Source organism: Streptomyces sp. NPDC096324 (genome assembly GCF_044763015.1).
GTDB lineage: Bacteria > Actinomycetota > Actinomycetes > Streptomycetales > Streptomycetaceae > Streptomyces.
The window spans coordinates 577,152-594,562 of sequence record NZ_JBIWFK010000007.1; the positions used below are offsets into that span (position 1 = coordinate 577,152).

At 73.1% G+C, this 17,411-nt stretch carries 16 protein-coding genes; 9 read left to right on the forward strand and 7 right to left on the reverse strand.

What is annotated here, in order from left to right:
• Window positions 1-63 precede the first annotated feature (63 nt).
• The 3 genes from ACIQ7M_RS22435 (at window position 64) to ACIQ7M_RS22445 (ending at window position 3,405) form a co-directional block, all read left to right on the forward strand.
• Complete coding sequence (locus ACIQ7M_RS22435) at window positions 64-1,614, forward strand: aromatic amino acid ammonia-lyase (RefSeq protein WP_403647002.1); 1,551 nt, start codon at window positions 64-66, stop codon at window positions 1,612-1,614.
• Window positions 1,611-2,681, forward strand: coding sequence for a MurR/RpiR family transcriptional regulator (locus tag ACIQ7M_RS22440; protein ID WP_403646926.1), 1,071 nt, complete (start codon window positions 1,611-1,613; stop codon window positions 2,679-2,681). The genes ACIQ7M_RS22435 and ACIQ7M_RS22440 overlap by 4 nt, the downstream gene beginning before the upstream one ends.
• Before the next feature lie 154 nt (window positions 2,682-2,835).
• Entirely contained in the window at window positions 2,836-3,405 is a 570-nt protein-coding gene (locus tag ACIQ7M_RS22445; protein WP_355763797.1) for a hypothetical protein, read from the forward strand.
• A 28-nt stretch (window positions 3,406-3,433) separates the two neighbouring features.
• Here ACIQ7M_RS22445 and ACIQ7M_RS22450 read toward each other — a convergent pair whose 3' ends face one another.
• The 5 genes from ACIQ7M_RS22450 to ACIQ7M_RS22470 form a co-directional block, all read right to left on the reverse strand.
• The gene (locus ACIQ7M_RS22450; RefSeq protein WP_355763800.1) at window positions 3,434-3,808 is read right to left on the reverse strand and encodes a hypothetical protein; all 375 of its coding nucleotides are present in this window, start codon (window positions 3,806-3,808) and stop codon (window positions 3,434-3,436) included.
• Between the two features lie 14 nt (window positions 3,809-3,822).
• On the reverse strand, window positions 3,823-4,341 hold the full coding sequence (locus ACIQ7M_RS22455) for a roadblock/LC7 domain-containing protein (RefSeq protein WP_355763803.1): 519 nt from the start codon (window positions 4,339-4,341) through the stop codon (window positions 3,823-3,825).
• A gap of 65 nt (window positions 4,342-4,406) precedes the next feature.
• Window positions 4,407-5,219 (reverse strand): hypothetical protein, encoded by an 813-nt coding sequence (locus ACIQ7M_RS22460; protein ID WP_355763806.1) that lies wholly within the window; start codon window positions 5,217-5,219, stop codon window positions 4,407-4,409.
• Window positions 5,216-5,623, reverse strand: a complete 408-nt coding sequence (locus ACIQ7M_RS22465) for a hypothetical protein (RefSeq protein ID WP_037628227.1) — start codon at window positions 5,621-5,623, stop codon at window positions 5,216-5,218. The genes ACIQ7M_RS22460 and ACIQ7M_RS22465 overlap by 4 nt, the downstream gene beginning before the upstream one ends.
• Window positions 5,624-5,958: 335 nt before the next feature.
• Window positions 5,959-7,317 (reverse strand): diaminopimelate decarboxylase, encoded by a 1,359-nt coding sequence (locus ACIQ7M_RS22470; RefSeq protein WP_403646933.1) that lies wholly within the window; start codon window positions 7,315-7,317, stop codon window positions 5,959-5,961.
• Between the two features lie 185 nt (window positions 7,318-7,502).
• Between ACIQ7M_RS22470 and hutU the strand changes: the two genes are divergently transcribed.
• The 4 genes from hutU (at window position 7,503) to hutI (ending at window position 12,998) form a co-directional block, all read left to right on the forward strand.
• The gene (hutU, locus tag ACIQ7M_RS22475; protein WP_355763811.1) at window positions 7,503-9,176 is read left to right on the forward strand and encodes a urocanate hydratase; all 1,674 of its coding nucleotides are present in this window, start codon (window positions 7,503-7,505) and stop codon (window positions 9,174-9,176) included.
• On the forward strand, window positions 9,173-10,396 hold the full coding sequence (locus ACIQ7M_RS22480; RefSeq protein WP_403646937.1) for an allantoate amidohydrolase: 1,224 nt from the start codon (window positions 9,173-9,175) through the stop codon (window positions 10,394-10,396). The genes hutU and ACIQ7M_RS22480 overlap by 4 nt, the downstream gene beginning before the upstream one ends.
• On the forward strand, window positions 10,393-11,751 hold the full coding sequence (locus tag ACIQ7M_RS22485) for a formimidoylglutamate deiminase (RefSeq protein WP_403646940.1): 1,359 nt from the start codon (window positions 10,393-10,395) through the stop codon (window positions 11,749-11,751). Before ACIQ7M_RS22480 ends, ACIQ7M_RS22485 begins: the two co-directional genes overlap by 4 nt.
• A 71-nt stretch (window positions 11,752-11,822) precedes the next feature.
• Window positions 11,823-12,998, forward strand: a complete 1,176-nt coding sequence (hutI, locus tag ACIQ7M_RS22490; protein WP_403646943.1) for an imidazolonepropionase — start codon at window positions 11,823-11,825, stop codon at window positions 12,996-12,998.
• A gap of 30 nt (window positions 12,999-13,028) precedes the next feature.
• Here hutI and ACIQ7M_RS22495 read toward each other — a convergent pair whose 3' ends face one another.
• A complete protein-coding gene (locus ACIQ7M_RS22495; RefSeq protein ID WP_403646946.1) occupies window positions 13,029-14,603 on the reverse strand; it encodes a ricin-type beta-trefoil lectin domain protein in 1,575 nt (524 codons plus the stop codon).
• Between the two features lie 275 nt (window positions 14,604-14,878).
• Window positions 14,879-15,796 carry an RNA polymerase sigma factor SigF gene (locus tag ACIQ7M_RS22500; RefSeq protein WP_355776044.1) on the reverse strand — a complete coding sequence of 306 codons (918 nt, stop codon included), beginning with the start codon at window positions 15,794-15,796 and terminating at the stop codon, window positions 14,879-14,881.
• Between the two features lie 249 nt (window positions 15,797-16,045).
• On the opposite strand from ACIQ7M_RS22500, the gene ACIQ7M_RS22505 reads away from it, so the two are divergent.
• Together ACIQ7M_RS22505 and ACIQ7M_RS22510 are read left to right on the forward strand one after the other, a co-directional pair.
• The gene (locus ACIQ7M_RS22505; protein WP_355776046.1) at window positions 16,046-16,414 is read left to right on the forward strand and encodes an STAS domain-containing protein; all 369 of its coding nucleotides are present in this window, start codon (window positions 16,046-16,048) and stop codon (window positions 16,412-16,414) included.
• A 274-nt stretch (window positions 16,415-16,688) separates the two neighbouring features.
• Window positions 16,689-17,321: an ATP-binding protein gene (locus tag ACIQ7M_RS22510; RefSeq protein WP_403646951.1), complete on the forward strand. Its 633-nt coding sequence runs from the start codon at window positions 16,689-16,691 to the stop codon at window positions 17,319-17,321.
• Window positions 17,322-17,411: the final 90 nt, after the last annotated feature.

A 17,411-nucleotide genomic window follows, 5' to 3' on the forward strand; every position in this document is an offset into this window, starting at 1 on the left:
CCTTGCCGGTCTGCATATCGTCATGCAGAGTTCTCGGTACCTGAATGGAAAGGTGTGCGCGTGGTGTCGTCCCGGATCGTGGACACGTCGTGTGCGGTGACCCCTCCGGCGGCCGTCGCGCTCGTGGTCCTGGACGGCCGCGGCACCGGAGTCGACGACGTCGTACGGCTCGCCGACGGGGCCGCGCGGCCGGTTCCCGGCACGGACGCCATGAAGCGCGTCGAGGAGTCCTGGTGCGCCGCCCGGCGCATCGCCGCCACCGGTCGCGTCTACGGCCGCTCCACCGGCGTCGGCGCCAACCGCGGCGAGGACGTCCCGACCGAGGCGGCCGCCGGCCACGGACTGCGCCTGCTGCGCAGCCACGCGGGCGCCATCGGCGCGGAACTGCCCGCCCGGCAGGTCCGGGCGATGCTCGCCGTCCGCGCGAACCAGCTCCTCGCCGGCGGCGCGGGACTGCGGCCCACCGTCGTGACGGCGCTGTGCGCGGCACTGGAGAGCGGCGCGTACCCGGCCGTCAACGAGTTCGGCTCGGTCGGGACCGGGGACATCGCGGCCCTGGCCCAGATGGGCCTCGCCCTCGCGGGGGAACACCCGTGGAGAGGCCCCGACGGCTCGCCGGCCCGGTCCGGCGAGGACCTCGTCCCCGAGCCGCAGCAGCTCGACAACAACGACGCGCTCGCGCTCATCAGCAGCAACGCCCTCACCCTCGGACAGTCCGCCCTCGCGCTGCACGAACTGCGCGGGCTGATCGGGGCCACCCAGGTCGTCGCGGCGCTGTCCCTGTTCGCGGTCGACGGGTCCCACGAGGCCTACGCCGAACCCGTGCACGCGGCCCGCCCGCACCGGGGGTCCATCGAGGTGGCGCGCCGGATGCGGGAGCTGATCGGCGCCGCCGACCGGCCCACGCCACCGCTCGGACGCATCCAGGACCCGTACGGCTTCCGCTGCCTGCCGCAGATCCACGGCCCCGCCCACGACGCGGCGGACGCGCTGGAGGCGGTCTTCACGGTGGAGATCAACGCCGCCGCGGAGAACCCTCTCATCTGCCCCGAGGACATGGCCGCCTACCACCACGGCGGCTTCTACCAGGCCCAACTCGCCCTCGCCCTGGACCACTTCAGGCTCGCCGTCACCCAGGTGGCACGCCTGTCCACCTCCCGGCTGTCCACCCTCAACGAACCCGCCTACACCCGGCTGCGCCCCTTCCTCGCCGACCACGAGCCCGCGTCCTCGGGCGTGATGATCCTGGAGTACGCCGCCGGTGCCGCGCTCGGTGACCTGCGGGCCTTCTCCGCGCCCGCCTCGCTCGGCCACGCTGTACTCTCCCGGGGCGTCGAGGAACAGGCGAGCTTCGCCTCACTCGCCGCACGCCAGACGCTGCGTGCGTGTGGTGCGTACCGTCTCGTCGTCGGCTGTGAACTGGTCGCCGCGGTACGGGCGCTGCGCCAGCGCGACCTGCGGCCCGACCCGGAGCTGCCGGCCGGGCGGGCACTGGAGCTGGCCGAGGCGGTGCTCGACGCGGAGCAGACCGACCGGCCGCTCACGGACGACGTGACGGCGGCCGCCGCGCTGCTCGACCGGTTCACGGACATCTGGAGGGGGAGCACGTCATGAGCACGCTCGGCGACAGGGCCGCAGGCGGCGACAAGGACGGGGACGGCGACGCGATGGGGGGCGGCGGGACGATGGAGGACGGCACGGCGACGGGGGTCGGCGAAGTGACGGGCGTCGGCGGCGCGACGAGCGGCGACGGGGTGACGCGGGGCGACGCGGCTGCGCGTGACGGCGGGGCGACGCGTGCCGACGAGGCGAGGCGGGACGGCGGGGCGGAAGGCGACCCGGGCGTGAGCGACAGCCCCGCCGGACGGCTCCAGAGTCTCTTCGAGGGGCACCGGCTCACCCCGACCCAGCGGCGCATCGCCCACAGCATGGTGCGCAGCGCCGCCGACGTGCCCTTCCTGTCCAGCGTCGAACTCGCCGAACTCGCCGGAGTCAGCCAGCCCTCCGTCACCCGCTTCGCGGTCGCGCTCGGCTTCGACGGCTATCCGGCGCTGCGCCGCCACCTGCGCGAGGTCGCGCCCGCCGAACCGGCCGCCGACACCGCCTCGTACAACGAGTACCAGCAGGCCGTCGAGGCCGAGATCGAGAACCTGCGTCACCTCGCCGCCGTGCTCTCCGATCCGCGGCCGGTCGCGCGGGCGGGGCGGCTGCTCGCCGCGTCCCGCCCGCTGCCCGTCCTCGGGCTGCGCGCCGCCGCCTCCCAGGCCTACGGCTTCGCCTACTTCGCCGCCAAGGTGCACCCCGACGTCCGGCTGCTGCACGAGGGCGGCACGATGCTCCAGGACCGCATCGACGCGGCCGTACGGGCCGGGGCCACGGCCCTGCTGTGCTTCGCGCTGCCCCGCCACCCGCGCGAGGTCCTCGACGCCCTCGGTCACGCGAAGGAGGCCGGGCTGACCGTCGTCACGGTCGCCGACTCGGCGTTCGCGCCGGTGGCGAAGGTGTCCGACCTGCTGCTCCCCGCCGCCGTCGGCACCGGACTCGCCTTCGACACCGCGTGCGCGCCGATGCTGCTGGGCCGCGTCCTGCTGGAGGCCATGTGCGACGACCTGCCGGACGCCCAGGCGCGGCTGGAGCAGTTCGACGCACGGGCCGCCGTACGGGGCCTGTTCGTGGAGTAGGAGGCGTCCCTCCCGGCGCCCGCGCGGTGAGTGCGGCTGTTTCTCAGACGCGTCTCACCTTCCGTGGCTAACCTGCGCGCCCGAGGACATACGGGCGTGGCGGCCGTCGGCGGCCTGCCCGTGGACGGGCAGGCGCGGGGACGGGAGGCGGATCGTGGCGCGTGGAGGACAGGGACTGGCCCGAGTGGCCGTCGTGGTGCGGGCGGGAGCATCGCCGCTGTGGTGGTGCGGGGTACTGGCCGCCGGGGTGGGCGTACTGCTCCCCGGGCTGACCGGGCGCAGGATCGGCGTCATGGCGGGCGCCGCGCTGTTTCTCGTCACGGCCGCCGTCGTGGCGCGCCGGCGTACGAAGCGGTACGACGCCCTGGTCCGCTCGGCCGCCCGCGCCGGCAAGCACGATGTGCTCCAGGACCGTGCCGTGACCGTGCGCAACTGGCGCCGGGGTCACCGCTGGTGGCTGCTGCTCGCCTTCGCCGCAGCGCTGGGCAGTTCGTTCGCCGTGCCCGCCGCGGGCGGCATGCTGCTCGCCGGGGCGGGTGTCGGACTGTGGCTGAAGGCCACCAGGCTCGGCCGGGTGGAGCGGAACGAGCAGGCGCTGATCTGGGTGCGTGTCGACTGGCTCGGCCCGCGCGCCGGAGCGCCCGTGGGCAAGCCCGTCCGCGCCGTCCGGGCCACCGGAGTGGTGGCGGGTGACGCCGCGCCCGGTGGGGCGCGGCGTCACTGACCGGAACGGAACCGGACCCGGTGCGGAACTAGATCTCCAGATCGGCCTCGATCCGCTTCAACTGGTGCCGGGCCATGGCCAGGTTGGCGCGCTTCTGGTCGAGCACCAGGTACAGGAAGAGGCCGTTTCCGCCCCGCCCCTTCATCAGCCGGATCAGGTGGTACTGGTCGGACAGCGTGATCAGGATGTCCTCGATGTCGCCCTTCAGGCCCAGGTGTTCCATCGTGCGCAGTTTCGCGCGGACGACGTCGGTGTTGCCGGCGGCCGCGACCGTGAGGTCGAAGCTCTTGCTGCCGCCGATGGTGCCCAGCGCCATTCCGCTCGTGTAGTCGACGAGGGCGGCACCGGTCGCGCCCTCGATGGACGCCAGAGCCTCTTTGAGGGCGGTCTCGGTGTTCGTCATGATGGGGTGCTCCTTCAGCTCTCTGATGTTCTCGGGTGGTTGGTGGCAGGAGTGGATGTGGACCGCGGAGTGGTGCCGCGGGGGGTGCGCGTGCGCAGTGGGGTCTTCGCGGAGGGCTTGGCGGTGGGCTTGGCCGGTTCGGCGGCCGGCTCCCCGCGAGCCGTGGCGGCGTCGACGAGTTCGCCGATCCGGGTGCCGGAGCGCCGCCCCTCCAGGTGCAGCCGGCCGACGTTGACCCGGTCCTGGGCGAGCAGGGTCAGCACGGCGGAGCCGCCCGCGGCGTACGTCGCCACGTAGCCGTGCACGCCGCGCACCAGCAGCTCGCGCAGGTCGCCGTGACCGGTGGACTCGGCCATCCGTATGGCGACCCCCAGGGCGGCCGCGGTGAGCGCGGCCAGGCCGTCCGGCTCCACGCCGGGCGTGTCGTGGGCGAGGACGAGACCGTCGGCGCTGGCCGCGAGCGCTCCGGTCAGCTGGGGCACCCGGGCCCGGAGCCGATGGAGTTCGTCCAGGACTTCGGCCTCCGCCGCCATCAGCAGTCTCCTCTCGGCACGCTGTCGTAGCGCGCGGATCACAAGGCCTCCCGCGGGGTTGGGACTCACAAGGCCTCCAGCGCGTCTCTGAGTCGCCGCAGCAACGCGACGTCGGGATCGGCGGAGGTCTGGGTGAGCACGCTGGGCGGGGGGAGCGGCTGCGGTTCGGGCGCGGCCGTCACGAGTCCGGCGGCGGCGAGCCGGCGCAGGTCGACGAGCGTGTGGAAGGCCGGCCGGCCCAGTGCGAGGGACACGTCCGCCGCCGTGCGGACGCCGTCCACCCGGCCGAGGACGGCCTCCTGGCGCAGCGGCACCGACGGTCCCGCGGCGAGCAGGGCGCGCCGCAGTGGTGCGGTGTCGGTCGCCGGGTCGGGCCAGATCCGGTGCAGGAGTTCGCGCCGGCGCACCGTCTCGCGCTCCAGCGCGGCGACCGGGACGGGGCGCAGCGGGCCGAACCAGTGCGCGGCGCCGTACCGGAAGCGGCTCGGGGTGCTGCTCGGACCGAGCACGAAGTACGCGGCGTCGTAGAGGGAGCCGAGGTGGCACAGTTCCAGCGCGCCCTCCGCGATCCGTCCGGTGTCGATCAGGAACCGGCCGACCCGGCGGCGGGCGCCGGCCGTGGCGACCGCCTCCCGCCACACCTCGGGGTCCAGGACGCCGTGGACGGAGAAGAGGACGTCGAGCCCGGGTGTGGCCGGGCTCTCGGCGTGCACTACCTCGCCGTCGGCGAGGTAGAGGGTGCCGCGCTCGCGGATGAGGACGCCGGTGGCCCGTTCGTCGGCGAGCCTGCTGAGCATCGGTGAGGCGCCGCCGGCGGCGCCCGGTGCCGGGTCCCGTATCGGGAGCCGGGGCGGGGGAGGTGTCCTGACGGTGGTCATACGAGCACCAGCCGTCCGGCCATCTCGCCCAGCCGGATGCGGGCCAGGGCGAGGTTGCCGTCCGAACGGGCCAGCCACAGGTGCAGGAACACGCTGCTGTCGAAGGCGGTGCGGACGAAGCGCAGGACGTGATAGCTGTCGCGGTTGCTGATGATCAGGTCTTCGATCGGGGTCTCCTGATCGGACCACTCGGACCAGTCGGAGCCGCCCTTGGGGGCGAACGAGCGGTTCTCCGCGGCGAGCCGGGCCAGCTCGGCGGCCTCCGCCGCGGTCGTCTCGTGGTCGTCGCCCGGAGCGTCGCCGACCGTGCCCAGGGCCAGGCCGCTGGTCCAGTCGACCACCGAGGCGCCCCGCGCACCGGGCAGTGTCATGGCCTCCAGCAGGCACTCGTCGATACCGGGCACCGTGTCTCCCTCCCGCCAAAGGGTTCGGCCGAGTGACGACGAAGTTACGCACTGTGTGCACGGGAAGGGAGTGATCGGGCATTTTCCTGTGGAAAATGCCCGGGATGACTAAGGTGGGTCGATTGACCACATTCTCGGGCGCGCCTAAACCCCCTGGAGGCGGTTTGTGCTGCCCTGGAGCCGTGTGGCGGGGGCGCACCTGGGTGCGAAAGGGCGCCCGGCGTTTTCAGTGCGCCGTGGGTGTCCGCCGGTGTCGCCTCGGGGCTCCGCCCGGACCCCGCTCCTCAAGCGCCGGAGGGGCTGGATTCGTCGGTCGGCCGGAGGGGCTGGATTTCCTACAGCGCGGTGAGTGAGCGGGTGTGGGGGCCGCCTGATTCGGTGACGATCTCGGCGAGGGTCTGGGGGGCCCGTACGACCGCGAAGCGGGTGGTTCCCGGGTCGCCCTCGGCCGGGGCGTAGCCGTAGACGCCGGGGCGGGCCAGGGAGTTGTACGCGTAGTGGTGGGCGAAGTAGTACGCGCCGGTGTCCAGCGCGGCCACGTGGTCGCCCTGTTCGAGCAGCGGCAGCGGGCGGCCCTCGGCGAGCAGGTCACCCGCGAAGCAGGCCGGGCCCGCGACGTCCTGGACGACGTCCGGCCCCGTCTTGGGCCGGCCCTTCGCGTCGTACGCGGCGATCCGCAGCGGCCACGATCCCGGCGCGTACACCGTGCGGGTCGCCACCTGCACCCCGGCGTGGGTGACCGCGACCGCCCGGCCCCCGGCGGACTTCGTGTACTCGACCCGGGCCAGCACCGTCCCGTGCTTGGCCAGCAGGGACCGCCCGAACTCGGTGACCAGCCCGTACCGTCCGTCGAACAGCCCCGGTGTCACCTCCGCGAGGAGCCGCGCGTACTGCCCGTACGTCGGTGCCATGGCGTCGGAGCCGAAGTCGACCGGCAGTCCGCCGCCGATGTCGATCGTGTCGACCTGCCGTCGTCCGACGTGCTGGTTGATCTCCTCCGCCAGCGCGTACGTCTCCGCGACACCCCGTGCCATCAGCGGGAGCGGCATGCCCTGCGAGCCCGAGTGCGCGTGCAGCCGGGTCAGCCAGGGCCGGTCGGCGTACGCCCGCACGATCCAGGCGCGGGCCCCCTCGTCCCGTAGCGCGACCCCGAACTTGGAGGTCGCCGTCGCCGTCGACATTGCCCCGATCGAACCCCCGCCGACCTGCGGGTTCACCCGGATTCCGAGGGGGGAGCGGGTGGCCGCGGAGCGGACGGCGGCGTCGATGCGGTCCAGCTCCTGCGGGCTGTCCGCGTTGACCGCGATACCCAGCGCCAGCGCCTCGCGCAGGTCGGCGGGCGTCTTGGCCGGCGAGTCGAGCACGGTCCGTCCGGGCGCGATCCCGGCCGCCCTGGCGAGCGCGAGCTCCCCGGGGCTCGCCACCTCGGCGCCGATGCCCTCCTCGCGCAGCAGTCGCAGGACGGGCACGAGGGGTGTGGCCTTGACCGCGAAGGCGTGCAGCACCGGAGTGCCGGGGGCGGTCACCGTCTCGAAGGCGGCGCGCAGCGCGGCGGCCGAGGCCCGGATGCCGGGGACGTCCAGGAGCGCGACGATGGGACGGTCCGGAGTGAGGAGCCCCTGTTCAAGGGCGGCCCGCACGGCGTCGTCCCGCCGTGCGACCCGTGTCGCGTCCGAAGCTTCCGCCGAAGACATCGCAGCCCCGTCCGCCCGGTCGTCGCCGTCGTCCGCCCGATCCCCTGCCCTGTCCATGTCTGCGCCCATGCGTCCCAGCCAAACATCCGGGAGGGCCGCGCGCGGGGCCGCGCACCTATTGACTAGCTCTATTCAAAGAGCCAGGATGTGAATATCCACAGCAACAGTCCGCTAGGAGGCAGACCATGTCAGGACCCCGCCCCGTCCGAGCGCCACGCGGTACGGAACTGAGCGCCCTGGGATGGCAGCAGGAAGCCGCCCTGCGGATGCTGCAGAACAATCTCGACCCCGAGGTCGCCGAGCACCCCGACAAGCTCGTCGTCTACGGCGGCACCGGCAAGGCCGCCCGCGACTGGCGCTCCTTCGACGCCATGGTCCGCACGCTGCGGACCCTCAAGCAGGACGAGACGATGCTCGTCCAGTCCGGCCGCCCCGTCGGTGTCATGCAGACCCACGAGTGGGCCCCGCGCGTCCTCATCGCCAACTCCAACCTGGTCGGCGACTGGGCCAACTGGGAGGAGTTCAGGCGCCTGGAGCAGCTCGGCCTGACCATGTACGGCCAGATGACCGCCGGTTCCTGGATCTACATCGGCACCCAGGGCATCCTCCAGGGCACCTACGAGACCTTCTCCGCCGTCGCCGCGAAGAAGTTCAACGGCACGCTCGCGGGCACCATCACCCTGACCGCCGGCCTCGGCGGCATGGGCGGCGCCCAGCCGCTCGCCGTGACGATGAACGACGGCGTCGCGATCTGCATCGACGTCGACCCCCGCGCCATCGAGCGCCGCATCGAGCACCGCTACCTGGACGTGAGGGCCGACTCCCTGGAGCACGCCCTCCAGCTCGCCGTCGAGGCCCGCGACCAGCGCAAGCCGCTCTCCATCGGCCTCCTGGGCAACGCCGCCGAGCTGCTGCCCCGCATGCTCGCCGAGGGCGCGCCCATCGACATCGTGACCGACCAGACCTCGGCCCACGACCCGCTCGCCTACCTCCCCATCGGCGTCGACTTCGACGACATGGCCGACGCGGCCGCCAAGGACCCGGCGGGCTTCACCACCCGCGCCCGTGAGTCCATGGCCAAGCACGTCGAGGCGATGGTCGGCTTCATGGACGCCGGCGCCGAGGTCTTCGACTACGGCAACTCGATCCGCGGCGAGGCCCAGCTCGCCGGGTACGACCGCGCGTTCGCCTTCCCCGGCTTCGTCCCCGCCTACATCCGCCCGCTCTTCTCCGAGGGCAAGGGCCCCTTCCGCTGGGCGGCCCTGTCCGGCGAGGCCTCCGACATCCACAAGACGGACAAGGCGATCCTCGACCTCTTCCCGGAGAACGAGTCCCTGCACCGCTGGATCAAGCTGGCCGGCGAGCGCGTCCACTTCCAGGGCCTGCCCGCCCGTATCTGCTGGCTCGGCTACGGCGAGCGCGACAAGGCCGGCGAGCGCTTCAACGACATGGTGGCCTCCGGCGAGCTCGCCGCGCCTCTCGCCATCGGCCGCGACCACCTGGACTGCGGCTCCGTCGCCTCCCCGTACCGCGAGACCGAGGCCATGCTCGACGGCTCCGACGCGATCGCCGACTGGCCGCTGCTGAACGCCATGGTGAACGTCGCCTCCGGCGCCTCCTGGGTCTCCATCCACCACGGCGGCGGTGTCGGCATGGGCCGCTCCATCCACGCCGGCCAGGTCTCCGTGGCCGACGGCACCAAGCTCGCGGGCGAGAAGATCCGCCGCGTGCTGACCAACGACCCCGGCATGGGCGTCATCCGCCACGTCGACGCCGGCTACGACATCGCCGAGTCCGTCGCGGACGAGCGCGGTGTGCGCATCCCGATGCGCGAGGGCCACGAGGGCGGCGACGCGTGACGTTCCACAGCATGTGGGCGGAGCTGCTGCCGATCGGCCGCAGCTCCGCCTCCGGTGGCTACCGCCGGTTCGCCTGGACCGGGGCCGACACCGACTGCCGCGCCTGGTTCCGGCAGCAGGCCGAGTCCCGCGGACTCACCTACGAGCTCGACCGCAACGGCAACCAATGGGCCTGGCTCGGCGACCCCGCCGAGGGCGACGCCGTGGTCACCGGCTCGCACCTGGACTCCGTGCCCGACGGCGGCGCCTTCGACGGCCCCCTCGGCGTCGTCTCCTCCTTCGCCGCCCTCGACGAACTCCGCGCCCGGGGCGTCCGGTTGGCCAAGCCCCTCGCCATCGTCAACTTCGGCGACGAGGAAGGCGCCCGCTTCGGTCTCGCCTGCGTCGGCTCCCGGCTCGCCGCCGGACAGCTCACCGTCGAGCAGGCGCACCGGCTCACCGACGCCGACGGCATCACCCTGCCGCAGGCCATGGAGCGCGCCGGACACGACCCCGCCGCCATCGGCCCCGACCCCGAACGCCTCGGCCGGATCGGCGCGTTCGTCGAACTCCACGTCGAGCAGGGCCGCGCCCTGGACCTCAGCGGCGACCAGGTCGGCATCGCCAGCGCCATCTGGCCGCACGGCCGCTGGCGCTTCGACTTCCGCGGCGAGGCCAACCACGCCGGCACCACCCGGCTCGTGGACCGCCACGACCCGATGCTGCCCTACGCCGAGACCGTCCTCGCCGCCCGCCGCGAGGCCCGGCTCGCCGGCGCCGTCGCCACGTTCGGCAAGATCGCCGTCGAGCCGAACGGCGTCAACGCCATCCCCTCCCTGGTGCGTGGCTGGCTCGACTCCCGCGCCGCCGACCAGGCCACCCTCGACACCGTCGTGGGCGGCGTCGAGAAGGCGGCCCGCGAGTACGCCGAGGCACAGGGCGTCGAACTCGACGTGATCCGCGAGTCGTTCACCCCCGTCGTCGAGTTCGAGCACGCCCTGCGCGACGAACTCGCCCGCATCCTGGGCAAGGACCGGGAAGCCGTCCTGAACGTCCCCGTGCTCGGGACCGGCGCCGGACACGACGCCGGAATCCTCTCCGGCACCGTCCCGACCGCCATGCTGTTCGTACGCAACCCCACGGGTGTCTCGCACTCCCCGGCCGAGTACGCCGCCGAGGACGACTGCGTGGCCGGGGTGACCGCACTCGCCGACGTACTCGAAGGGCTGGCCTGCAGGTGACCAAGACGTACTGGCTGGAACACGCCTGGCTCGACACCCACGTCGAGCCGGGCGTCGCCGTGACCGTGTCGGCCGGCGGCTCCGAAGCCGGTGCCGACGGCCGCGTCACCGACGTCCGCACCGGCGTCGACACCCCGCCGCCGGGCGCCGAGATCCTGCGCGGACTCACCCTCCCGGGCCTCGCCAACGCCCACTCCCACGCCTTCCACCGCGCCCTGCGCGGCACCGTCCAGGTCGGCTCCGGCACCTTCTGGACCTGGCGCGAGATCATGTACTCCTTCGCCGACCGGCTGACCCCGGACACCTACCACGCGCTGGCCCGCGCGGTGTACGCGGAGATGGCGCTCGCCGGAGTCACCGCCGTCGGCGAGTTCCACTACGTGCACCACGCCCACGACGGCACCCCCTACGCCGACCCCAACGCCATGGGCGAGGCCCTCGTCGCCGCCGCCTCCGACGCGGGCATCCGCATCACCCTGCTCGACACGGCCTACCTCTCCTCCGGCTTCGGCCAGCCGCCCAACCCGCACCAGCGGCGCTTCTCCGACGGCACCGCCGACGCCTGGGCGGAACGCTCTTCACTTCTCAAGGACCGGGATCACGCACGGATCGGCGCGGCGATCCACTCCGTACGGGCCGTGCCCGCCGGACAGCTCGCCACCGTGGCGCGCTGGGCCGAGGAGCGGCGCGCCCCGCTCCATGTCCACCTGTCCGAGCAGACGGCCGAGAACGAGGCCTGCCTCGCCGCCCACGGCCGCACCCCCACCCGCCTGCTCGCCGACCACGGCGTCCTCGGACCGCGCACCACCGGCGTCCACAACACGCACCTCACCGACGAGGACATCGCCCTGCTCGGCGGCTCCGGCACCGGCACCTGCATGTGCCCCACCACCGAACGCGACCTCGCCGACGGCATCGGCCCCGCCGTCGCCCTCCAGCGCGCGGGCTCACCCCTCTCGCTCGGCTCCGACAGCCACGCCGTCATCGACCTCCTCGAAGAGGCCCGCGCGATGGAGCTGAACGAACGGCTGCGCACCCGCACCCGAGGTCACTGGACGGCCGCCGCCCTGCTGCGCGCCGCCTCCGCCGACGGCCACGCGGCCCTCGGCTGGGACGACGCGGGCACCATCGAGCCGGGCGCCCTCGCCGACTTCACGACGATCGCCCTCGACTCGGTCAGAACAGCGGGACCGGTGCCCCGCCTGGGCGCGGAGACAGCCGTATTCGCGGCCACGGCCGCCGATGTCCGGCACACGGTCGTGGCGGGCCGGCACGTCGTGCGCGACGGCGCGCACACGCTCGTCCCCGATGTGCCGGCAGCGCTCGCGGACGCCGTCCAGGCGCTGCGCTCCTGACTCCCGGGCGGGCGGGAGACACCGCCCGCCCGACGCCCCCCACCAGCAGTCCCGCCACCCCTGAGGACGCCATGAGCAGCACGACCGTCATCACCAACATCGCCAGTCTGGTCACCAACGATCCCTCCCAAGGTGACGGCTCCCCGCTCGGTCTGATCCAGGACGCGGCCGTCGTCATCGACGGCGACCGTGTCGCGTGGACCGGTGAATCAAGCAAAGCACCCGCCACTGACAACCGCGTCGACGCCGGTGGCCGCGCGGTGCTCCCGGGCTTCGTCGACTCCCACTCGCACCTGGTCTTCGCCGGTGACCGCACCCAGGAGTTCAACGCCCGCATGTCCGGCCGCGCCTACAGCGCGGGCGGCATCCGCACCACCGTCGCCGCCACCCGCGCCGCCTCCGACGAAGAACTGGAGCGCAACCTCACCCGCTACCTGCGCGAGGCCCTGCGCCAGGGCACCACGACCTTCGAGACCAAGTCGGGCTACGGCCTGACCGTCGAGGACGAGGCCCGCGCGCTGCGCATCGCCGCCTCGCACACCGACGAGGTCACCTACCTCGGCGCGCACATCGTCTCCCCGGACTACGCCGACGACCCGGCCGCGTATGTCGCCCTGGTGACCGGCGAGATGCTCGACGCCTGCGCCCCGTACGCGCGTTGGGTGGACGTCTTCTGCGAGAAGGGCGCCTTCGACGGCGACCAGGCGCGGGCGATCCTCACGGCCGGCAAGGCCAAGGGCCTGCACCCGCGTGTGCACGCCAACCAGCTCTCGTACGGCCCCGGTGTCCAGCTCGCCGTCGAGCTGGACGCGGCGAGCGCCGACCACTGCACCCACCTGACGGACGCGGACGTCGACGCCCTCGCGAGCGGCGACACCGTGGCGACCCTGCTCCCCGGTGCCGAGTTCTCCACCCGCGCCGAGTGGCCCGACGCCCGCAGGCTGATCGACGCCGGTGTCACGGTGGCCCTGTCCACCGACTGCAACCCCGGCTCGTCGTTCACCTCGTCCGTGCCCTTCTGCATCGCCCTCGCCGTACGGGACATGCGGATGACCCCGGACGAGGCCGTGTGGTCCGCGACGGCGGGCGGCGCGCGGGCGCTGCGCCGGGACGACGTCGGCCGGATCGCGCCGGGTGCCTACGCGGACCTGACCCTGCTGGACGCCCCGAGCCACGTCCACCTCGCCTACCGTCCGGGCGTCCCGCTGGTCACCGGCGTCTGGCGGCGCGGCGTCCGCGAGATCTGAGCCCGCCGACGGGGGCGGGCCACCCATCCCTCAGGCGCTGCCCGCGCGCCAGCGCTGGCCCGTGCCCCCGGTCAGCGGCACCAGGGACAGCCCGCCGTCGCCGTCCGGTGTCACGGCCGTCTCGATGGCCACGGCCGGGCGGATCACCCCGTCCCCGTCGACGGTGAAACGGAGGTTGTCGCCGTGGCCGCCGTCGAGCGAGGAGCACTCCCAGATGCCCACGCCCCGGTCGACGGAGCCGCGGCTGTCCAGGCAGAAGTCGTCGTCCGCGGCCGACCGCAGGGAACCGCTGTCGACGCGCCAGCGCTGGGTGGAGGAGGAAGTGCAGGGCGCCGTGATGACGTCGGTGCCCTTGTCGAAGTCGCCGTCGCGGATGTCCAGGCACAGCCCCGAGGCGACGTTCACCACCTGGGTGGCGGCTCCGCCCGGCGGGCGGAGGACGACGGTCGGGGTCGGCCTCGGGCTCGGTGACCTCGGCGCCGAAGTGCGGGACGGCGAGGGCGACGCTGAGGTCGCCGAAGGAGAGGGCGAGGCCGAGGCCGAGGGCGTGGGGGCCGACGGGGTGACCGGGACCGTCGCCGTGACGGTCACCGGGGGCGGGCCCGAGGGCGTGCCGACCGAGCCCGCCGCACCCGTGGACGGCGCCTCGCCCGAGGACAGCAGCAGGAACAGCACCGGCGCCAGGGCCACCCCGAGCGCCGCCGCCGAGGTCAGGACGAACCGGCGGGACGGCGGCCAGGGCAGCACCGACGTCCGAGGGACGGCGGGAACGGGCGGGACGGCTCCCGTCCCCGGCGGGTCGTCCGAGACGTACGCCGTGCCCGCCCACGGCAGCAGGCCCTCGGCCAGGGCGGAGCGCGGGTGGTCGCGCAGCGCGGTCAGTTCCTCGTACGCGGCCGAGCAGTGCGGGCAGCGCGCCATGTGCGTGTGCAGGTCGGTGCTGGAGCGGGGGTTGTCGGGCCGTACCGACTCCTCGATCAGCCGGCGGAAGTCCCCGCAGCGCGGATCGTCCGAGGCGGCCAGCCGGTACCGCAGACAGGCCTGGCCCAGGGACTGGAGCGCCTGCTCGGTGCCGTACGTGACGTCCTCGGCCGTGAGACCGAGCAGGACCGCCGTCCGCTCGGCGGGCTCGCGCTCCACGACCGCGTACCAGATGAGCCCCTGGGCGCGGGACGGGAGGGACTGGAAGGCGGGGAGCAGGGAGGGGACGGGGCCGCCGGGGCCCGCGGTGCTGAGGACGAGGAGCAGCCCGGGGTCGAGTCCCGCGGCCCGCTGGTCCCGGGCCCAGGAGGCGGCCACGCGCCCGGTCAGCAGCTGGAGCTGGTGCCGCCAGGGGACGTTCGGGTCGATGCCGCGCGCCGTCTCGCGGGCCGCGAGGGTGAAGGTCTGCGCGGCGAGCTGTCCGGCTCCGGAGTCGCCGGTGGTGCACATCCGGGCGTAGGCGAGGACCGGGGCGCGGTGGCGTGCGCGCAGTTCCTGGAGGGCCGCGTACGCGGTCGAGGTGCCGGCGCGCAGCAGCTCGGTCAGCCGTGCGTCGGACGCCCCCGCGGGCAGTCCGTCGGCCTCGGCCGGGATGTCTCTGTCGGCCGGGTCGCCCTGTGCCATGTCTCTCCGCCTCCCCGCACCTGGTGCGTGCTCGTCCCGTCCTGACGTACCGGCCAGTTTGGGATGCCCATGGTGACGGGATCGGCCTTCTGGGGAAAGAGCTGCCGGACAACGATTCCTTGGGAGCGCTCTCATCCTCCGCGCCCCCAACCCCCCTGCGGGACAAGGAGGTTGCCAGTGGGGCGGGGCGGACATCCGGGGAGAAACACGGAGCGGTCCGGCGCCGTCGGCGCCGGACCGCTCGGACGCACGGCCGCGCGGGCCGCGAAGCCGTGTCACTCCTCGACGGTCAGGCCCTTCCGGAGTCGCACGAGGGTGCGCGACAGGAGCCGGGAGACATGCATCTGGGAGATGCCGAGTTCGTCGCCGATCTCGGACTGGGTCATGTTGGCCACGAAGCGCAGGGAGAGGATCTGCCGGTCGCGCTGCGGGAGTTCCGCGATCAGCGGCTTGAGGGACTCCACGTACTCGATGCCCTCGAGTCCGTTGTCCTCGTAGCCGATGCGGTCCGCGAGCGCGCCCTCGGAGTCGTCCTCCTCGGGCTGGGCGTCCAGCGAGCTGGCCGTGTAGGCGTTCGACGCGGCCATGCCCTCGACGACCTCGTCGCGGCTGATGCCGAGCCGTTCCGCGAGCTCGTTCGCGGTCGGGGCGCGGTCGAGGCGCTGGGCCAGCTCGTCGCCGGCCTTGGCCAGGTCGAGCCGGAGTTCCTGGAGCCTGCGGGGCACCCGCACCGACCAGGAGGTGTCGCGGAAGAAGCGCTTGATCTCGCCGATGATCGTCGGCATCGCGAAGGTGGGGAACTCGACGCCCCGGCTCAGCTCGAAGCGGTCGATCGCCTTGATCAGGCCGATGGTGCCGACCTGGATGATGTCCTCCATCGGCTCGCTGCGGGAGCGGAAGCGGGAGGCGGCGAACTTCACCAGCGCGAGGTTGAGTTCGACGAGGGTGTTGCGTACGTACGCGTAGTCGTGCGTGCCCTCTTCGAGGGACTCCAGCCGCGCGAAGAGCGTCTTGGACAGAGCCCGCGCGTCCACCGGCCCCACCTTGTCGTACGGGGGGATCTCCGGAAGTCCGTCGAGTCCGGTGAGTGCGTCGACTCCGTGGGTTCCGGTCGCGTCGACGTGCTCCGGGGAACCCGGAGAAGGAGTCGACGTCGCCGTCAGGGTCTGCGATGCGTCGAGCCGGGGTGACATGTGTCCTCCATCGTTCTCGGCATATGGCCGCCGATGCCAATACGTGCACTGCGGTGTGCGGCGCCTCCAAAGCCGGCCGGGTCGGATAGGTGTCTCTACTAGCCCTACCCGGTTTCCCGAACCCACCGCAAGTGTCATTCGTGGTGAAATGTCCGTTTTCATAGGGTTGTTCGGGTGTCGGGTGACGTAGAGAAGGCGTAGTGTTCGAGTGCGTACGTCAGTAGTCGCGACACTCGGAAGTGAGACGGCATGGACCGCGGGACGGTCGGCAGCGCACAGTCTGGCCGGCTTCTTGTCGAGGTGCGGGAAGAGGGCACGAGTGCCGTCGTGACTCCCGCGGGTGAGCTCGATCACCACACGGCCGATTTGTTGCGTGAGCCACTCGATGGCTGCCTCGAAAAGGGGTATGCGCGCCTGATCATCGACTGTTCCCGTCTGGAGTTCTGCGACTCCACCGGGCTCAATGTGCTGCTCGGCGCCCGGCTCAAGGCCGAGGCCGCGGGCGGCGGGGTGCATCTGGCGGCGATGCAGCCGGTGGTCGCGCGGGTCTTCGAGATCACCGGGGCGGAGGCCGTTTTCACCGTCCACGACACGCTCGAAGCGGCGCTGTCCGGCTGAGCCGCAGGCCTTCGCCATGTCGCCGTTCCCGCCCCGGGCGCCTCTGCGTGATCGCCGCGTTACTGGCGTCACGGGGCTCGTGCCGAAAAAATGGGTGTTCGGACCGTTCCGTCGGGCAGGAGACATCCTGGATGCGCCGGCGGTCCAGGGGTCGGCGGCCGGGGCGGCGGAAGTTGTTGATCCACCAGCGGCGAAAGCCGTTGCTCCATCCGTACTGAGTACTGCGTACTGAGTCTTGAATCGTGAACCGGTGAATCGGTGAGGTGAAGCGCTGATGAGCACCACCCGGCCCTGCACGCCGGGCGACCGCGGCCCGGATCCGGGCGACGGCGGGGCTTCCGCGGTGTCCGCGCGGAGCGTGGCGCCCGTGGACGGCGCGACGCCCGGCGAGAGCGTCTCCCCGGCCGGGGAGACGCCCGCCGACCGTGCCTCCATGGCCGGCGCGACGCCCGTCGGCGGCGCGTCCCCGGCCGCCGGAGCGGCTTCCGAGTCCGTCGGCCGTCAGGTCCGGTCGCTGAGTCTCGCCGGCGAGAGCGGTGTCGTGCCGCTCGCCCGCGACTTCGCCCGGCAGGCGCTGTACGCGTGGGGCTGGCTGCCCGCGGCCGGCGCCGACCGGCGGGCGGCCGCCGAGGACGTCCTGCTGGTCGTCTCCGAGCTGGTCACCAACGCCTGTCTGCACGCCGAGGGCCCGGACGGGCTCCGGATCTCCCTCGACAACAAGGTGCTGCGCATCGAGGTCTCCGACCGGGGGTCGGGCCAGCCCGCCCCGCGCACCCCGCACCGCGCCGGCCGTCCCGGCGGCCACGGCATGTTCATCGTGCAGCGGCTCTGCCTGGACTGGGGGGTCCTGCGGACGTCCGGAGTCGCGGGCAAGACGGTCTGGGCGGAACTCGGCGCTCCCGCCTAAAGCGCGTTGCACAATGCCGTGATCTGGGCATTTTCCTTATATGCGTGGGGTGTTGAGGGTTGAGCCGTTGTGGGTGGAGACGTTCACGGG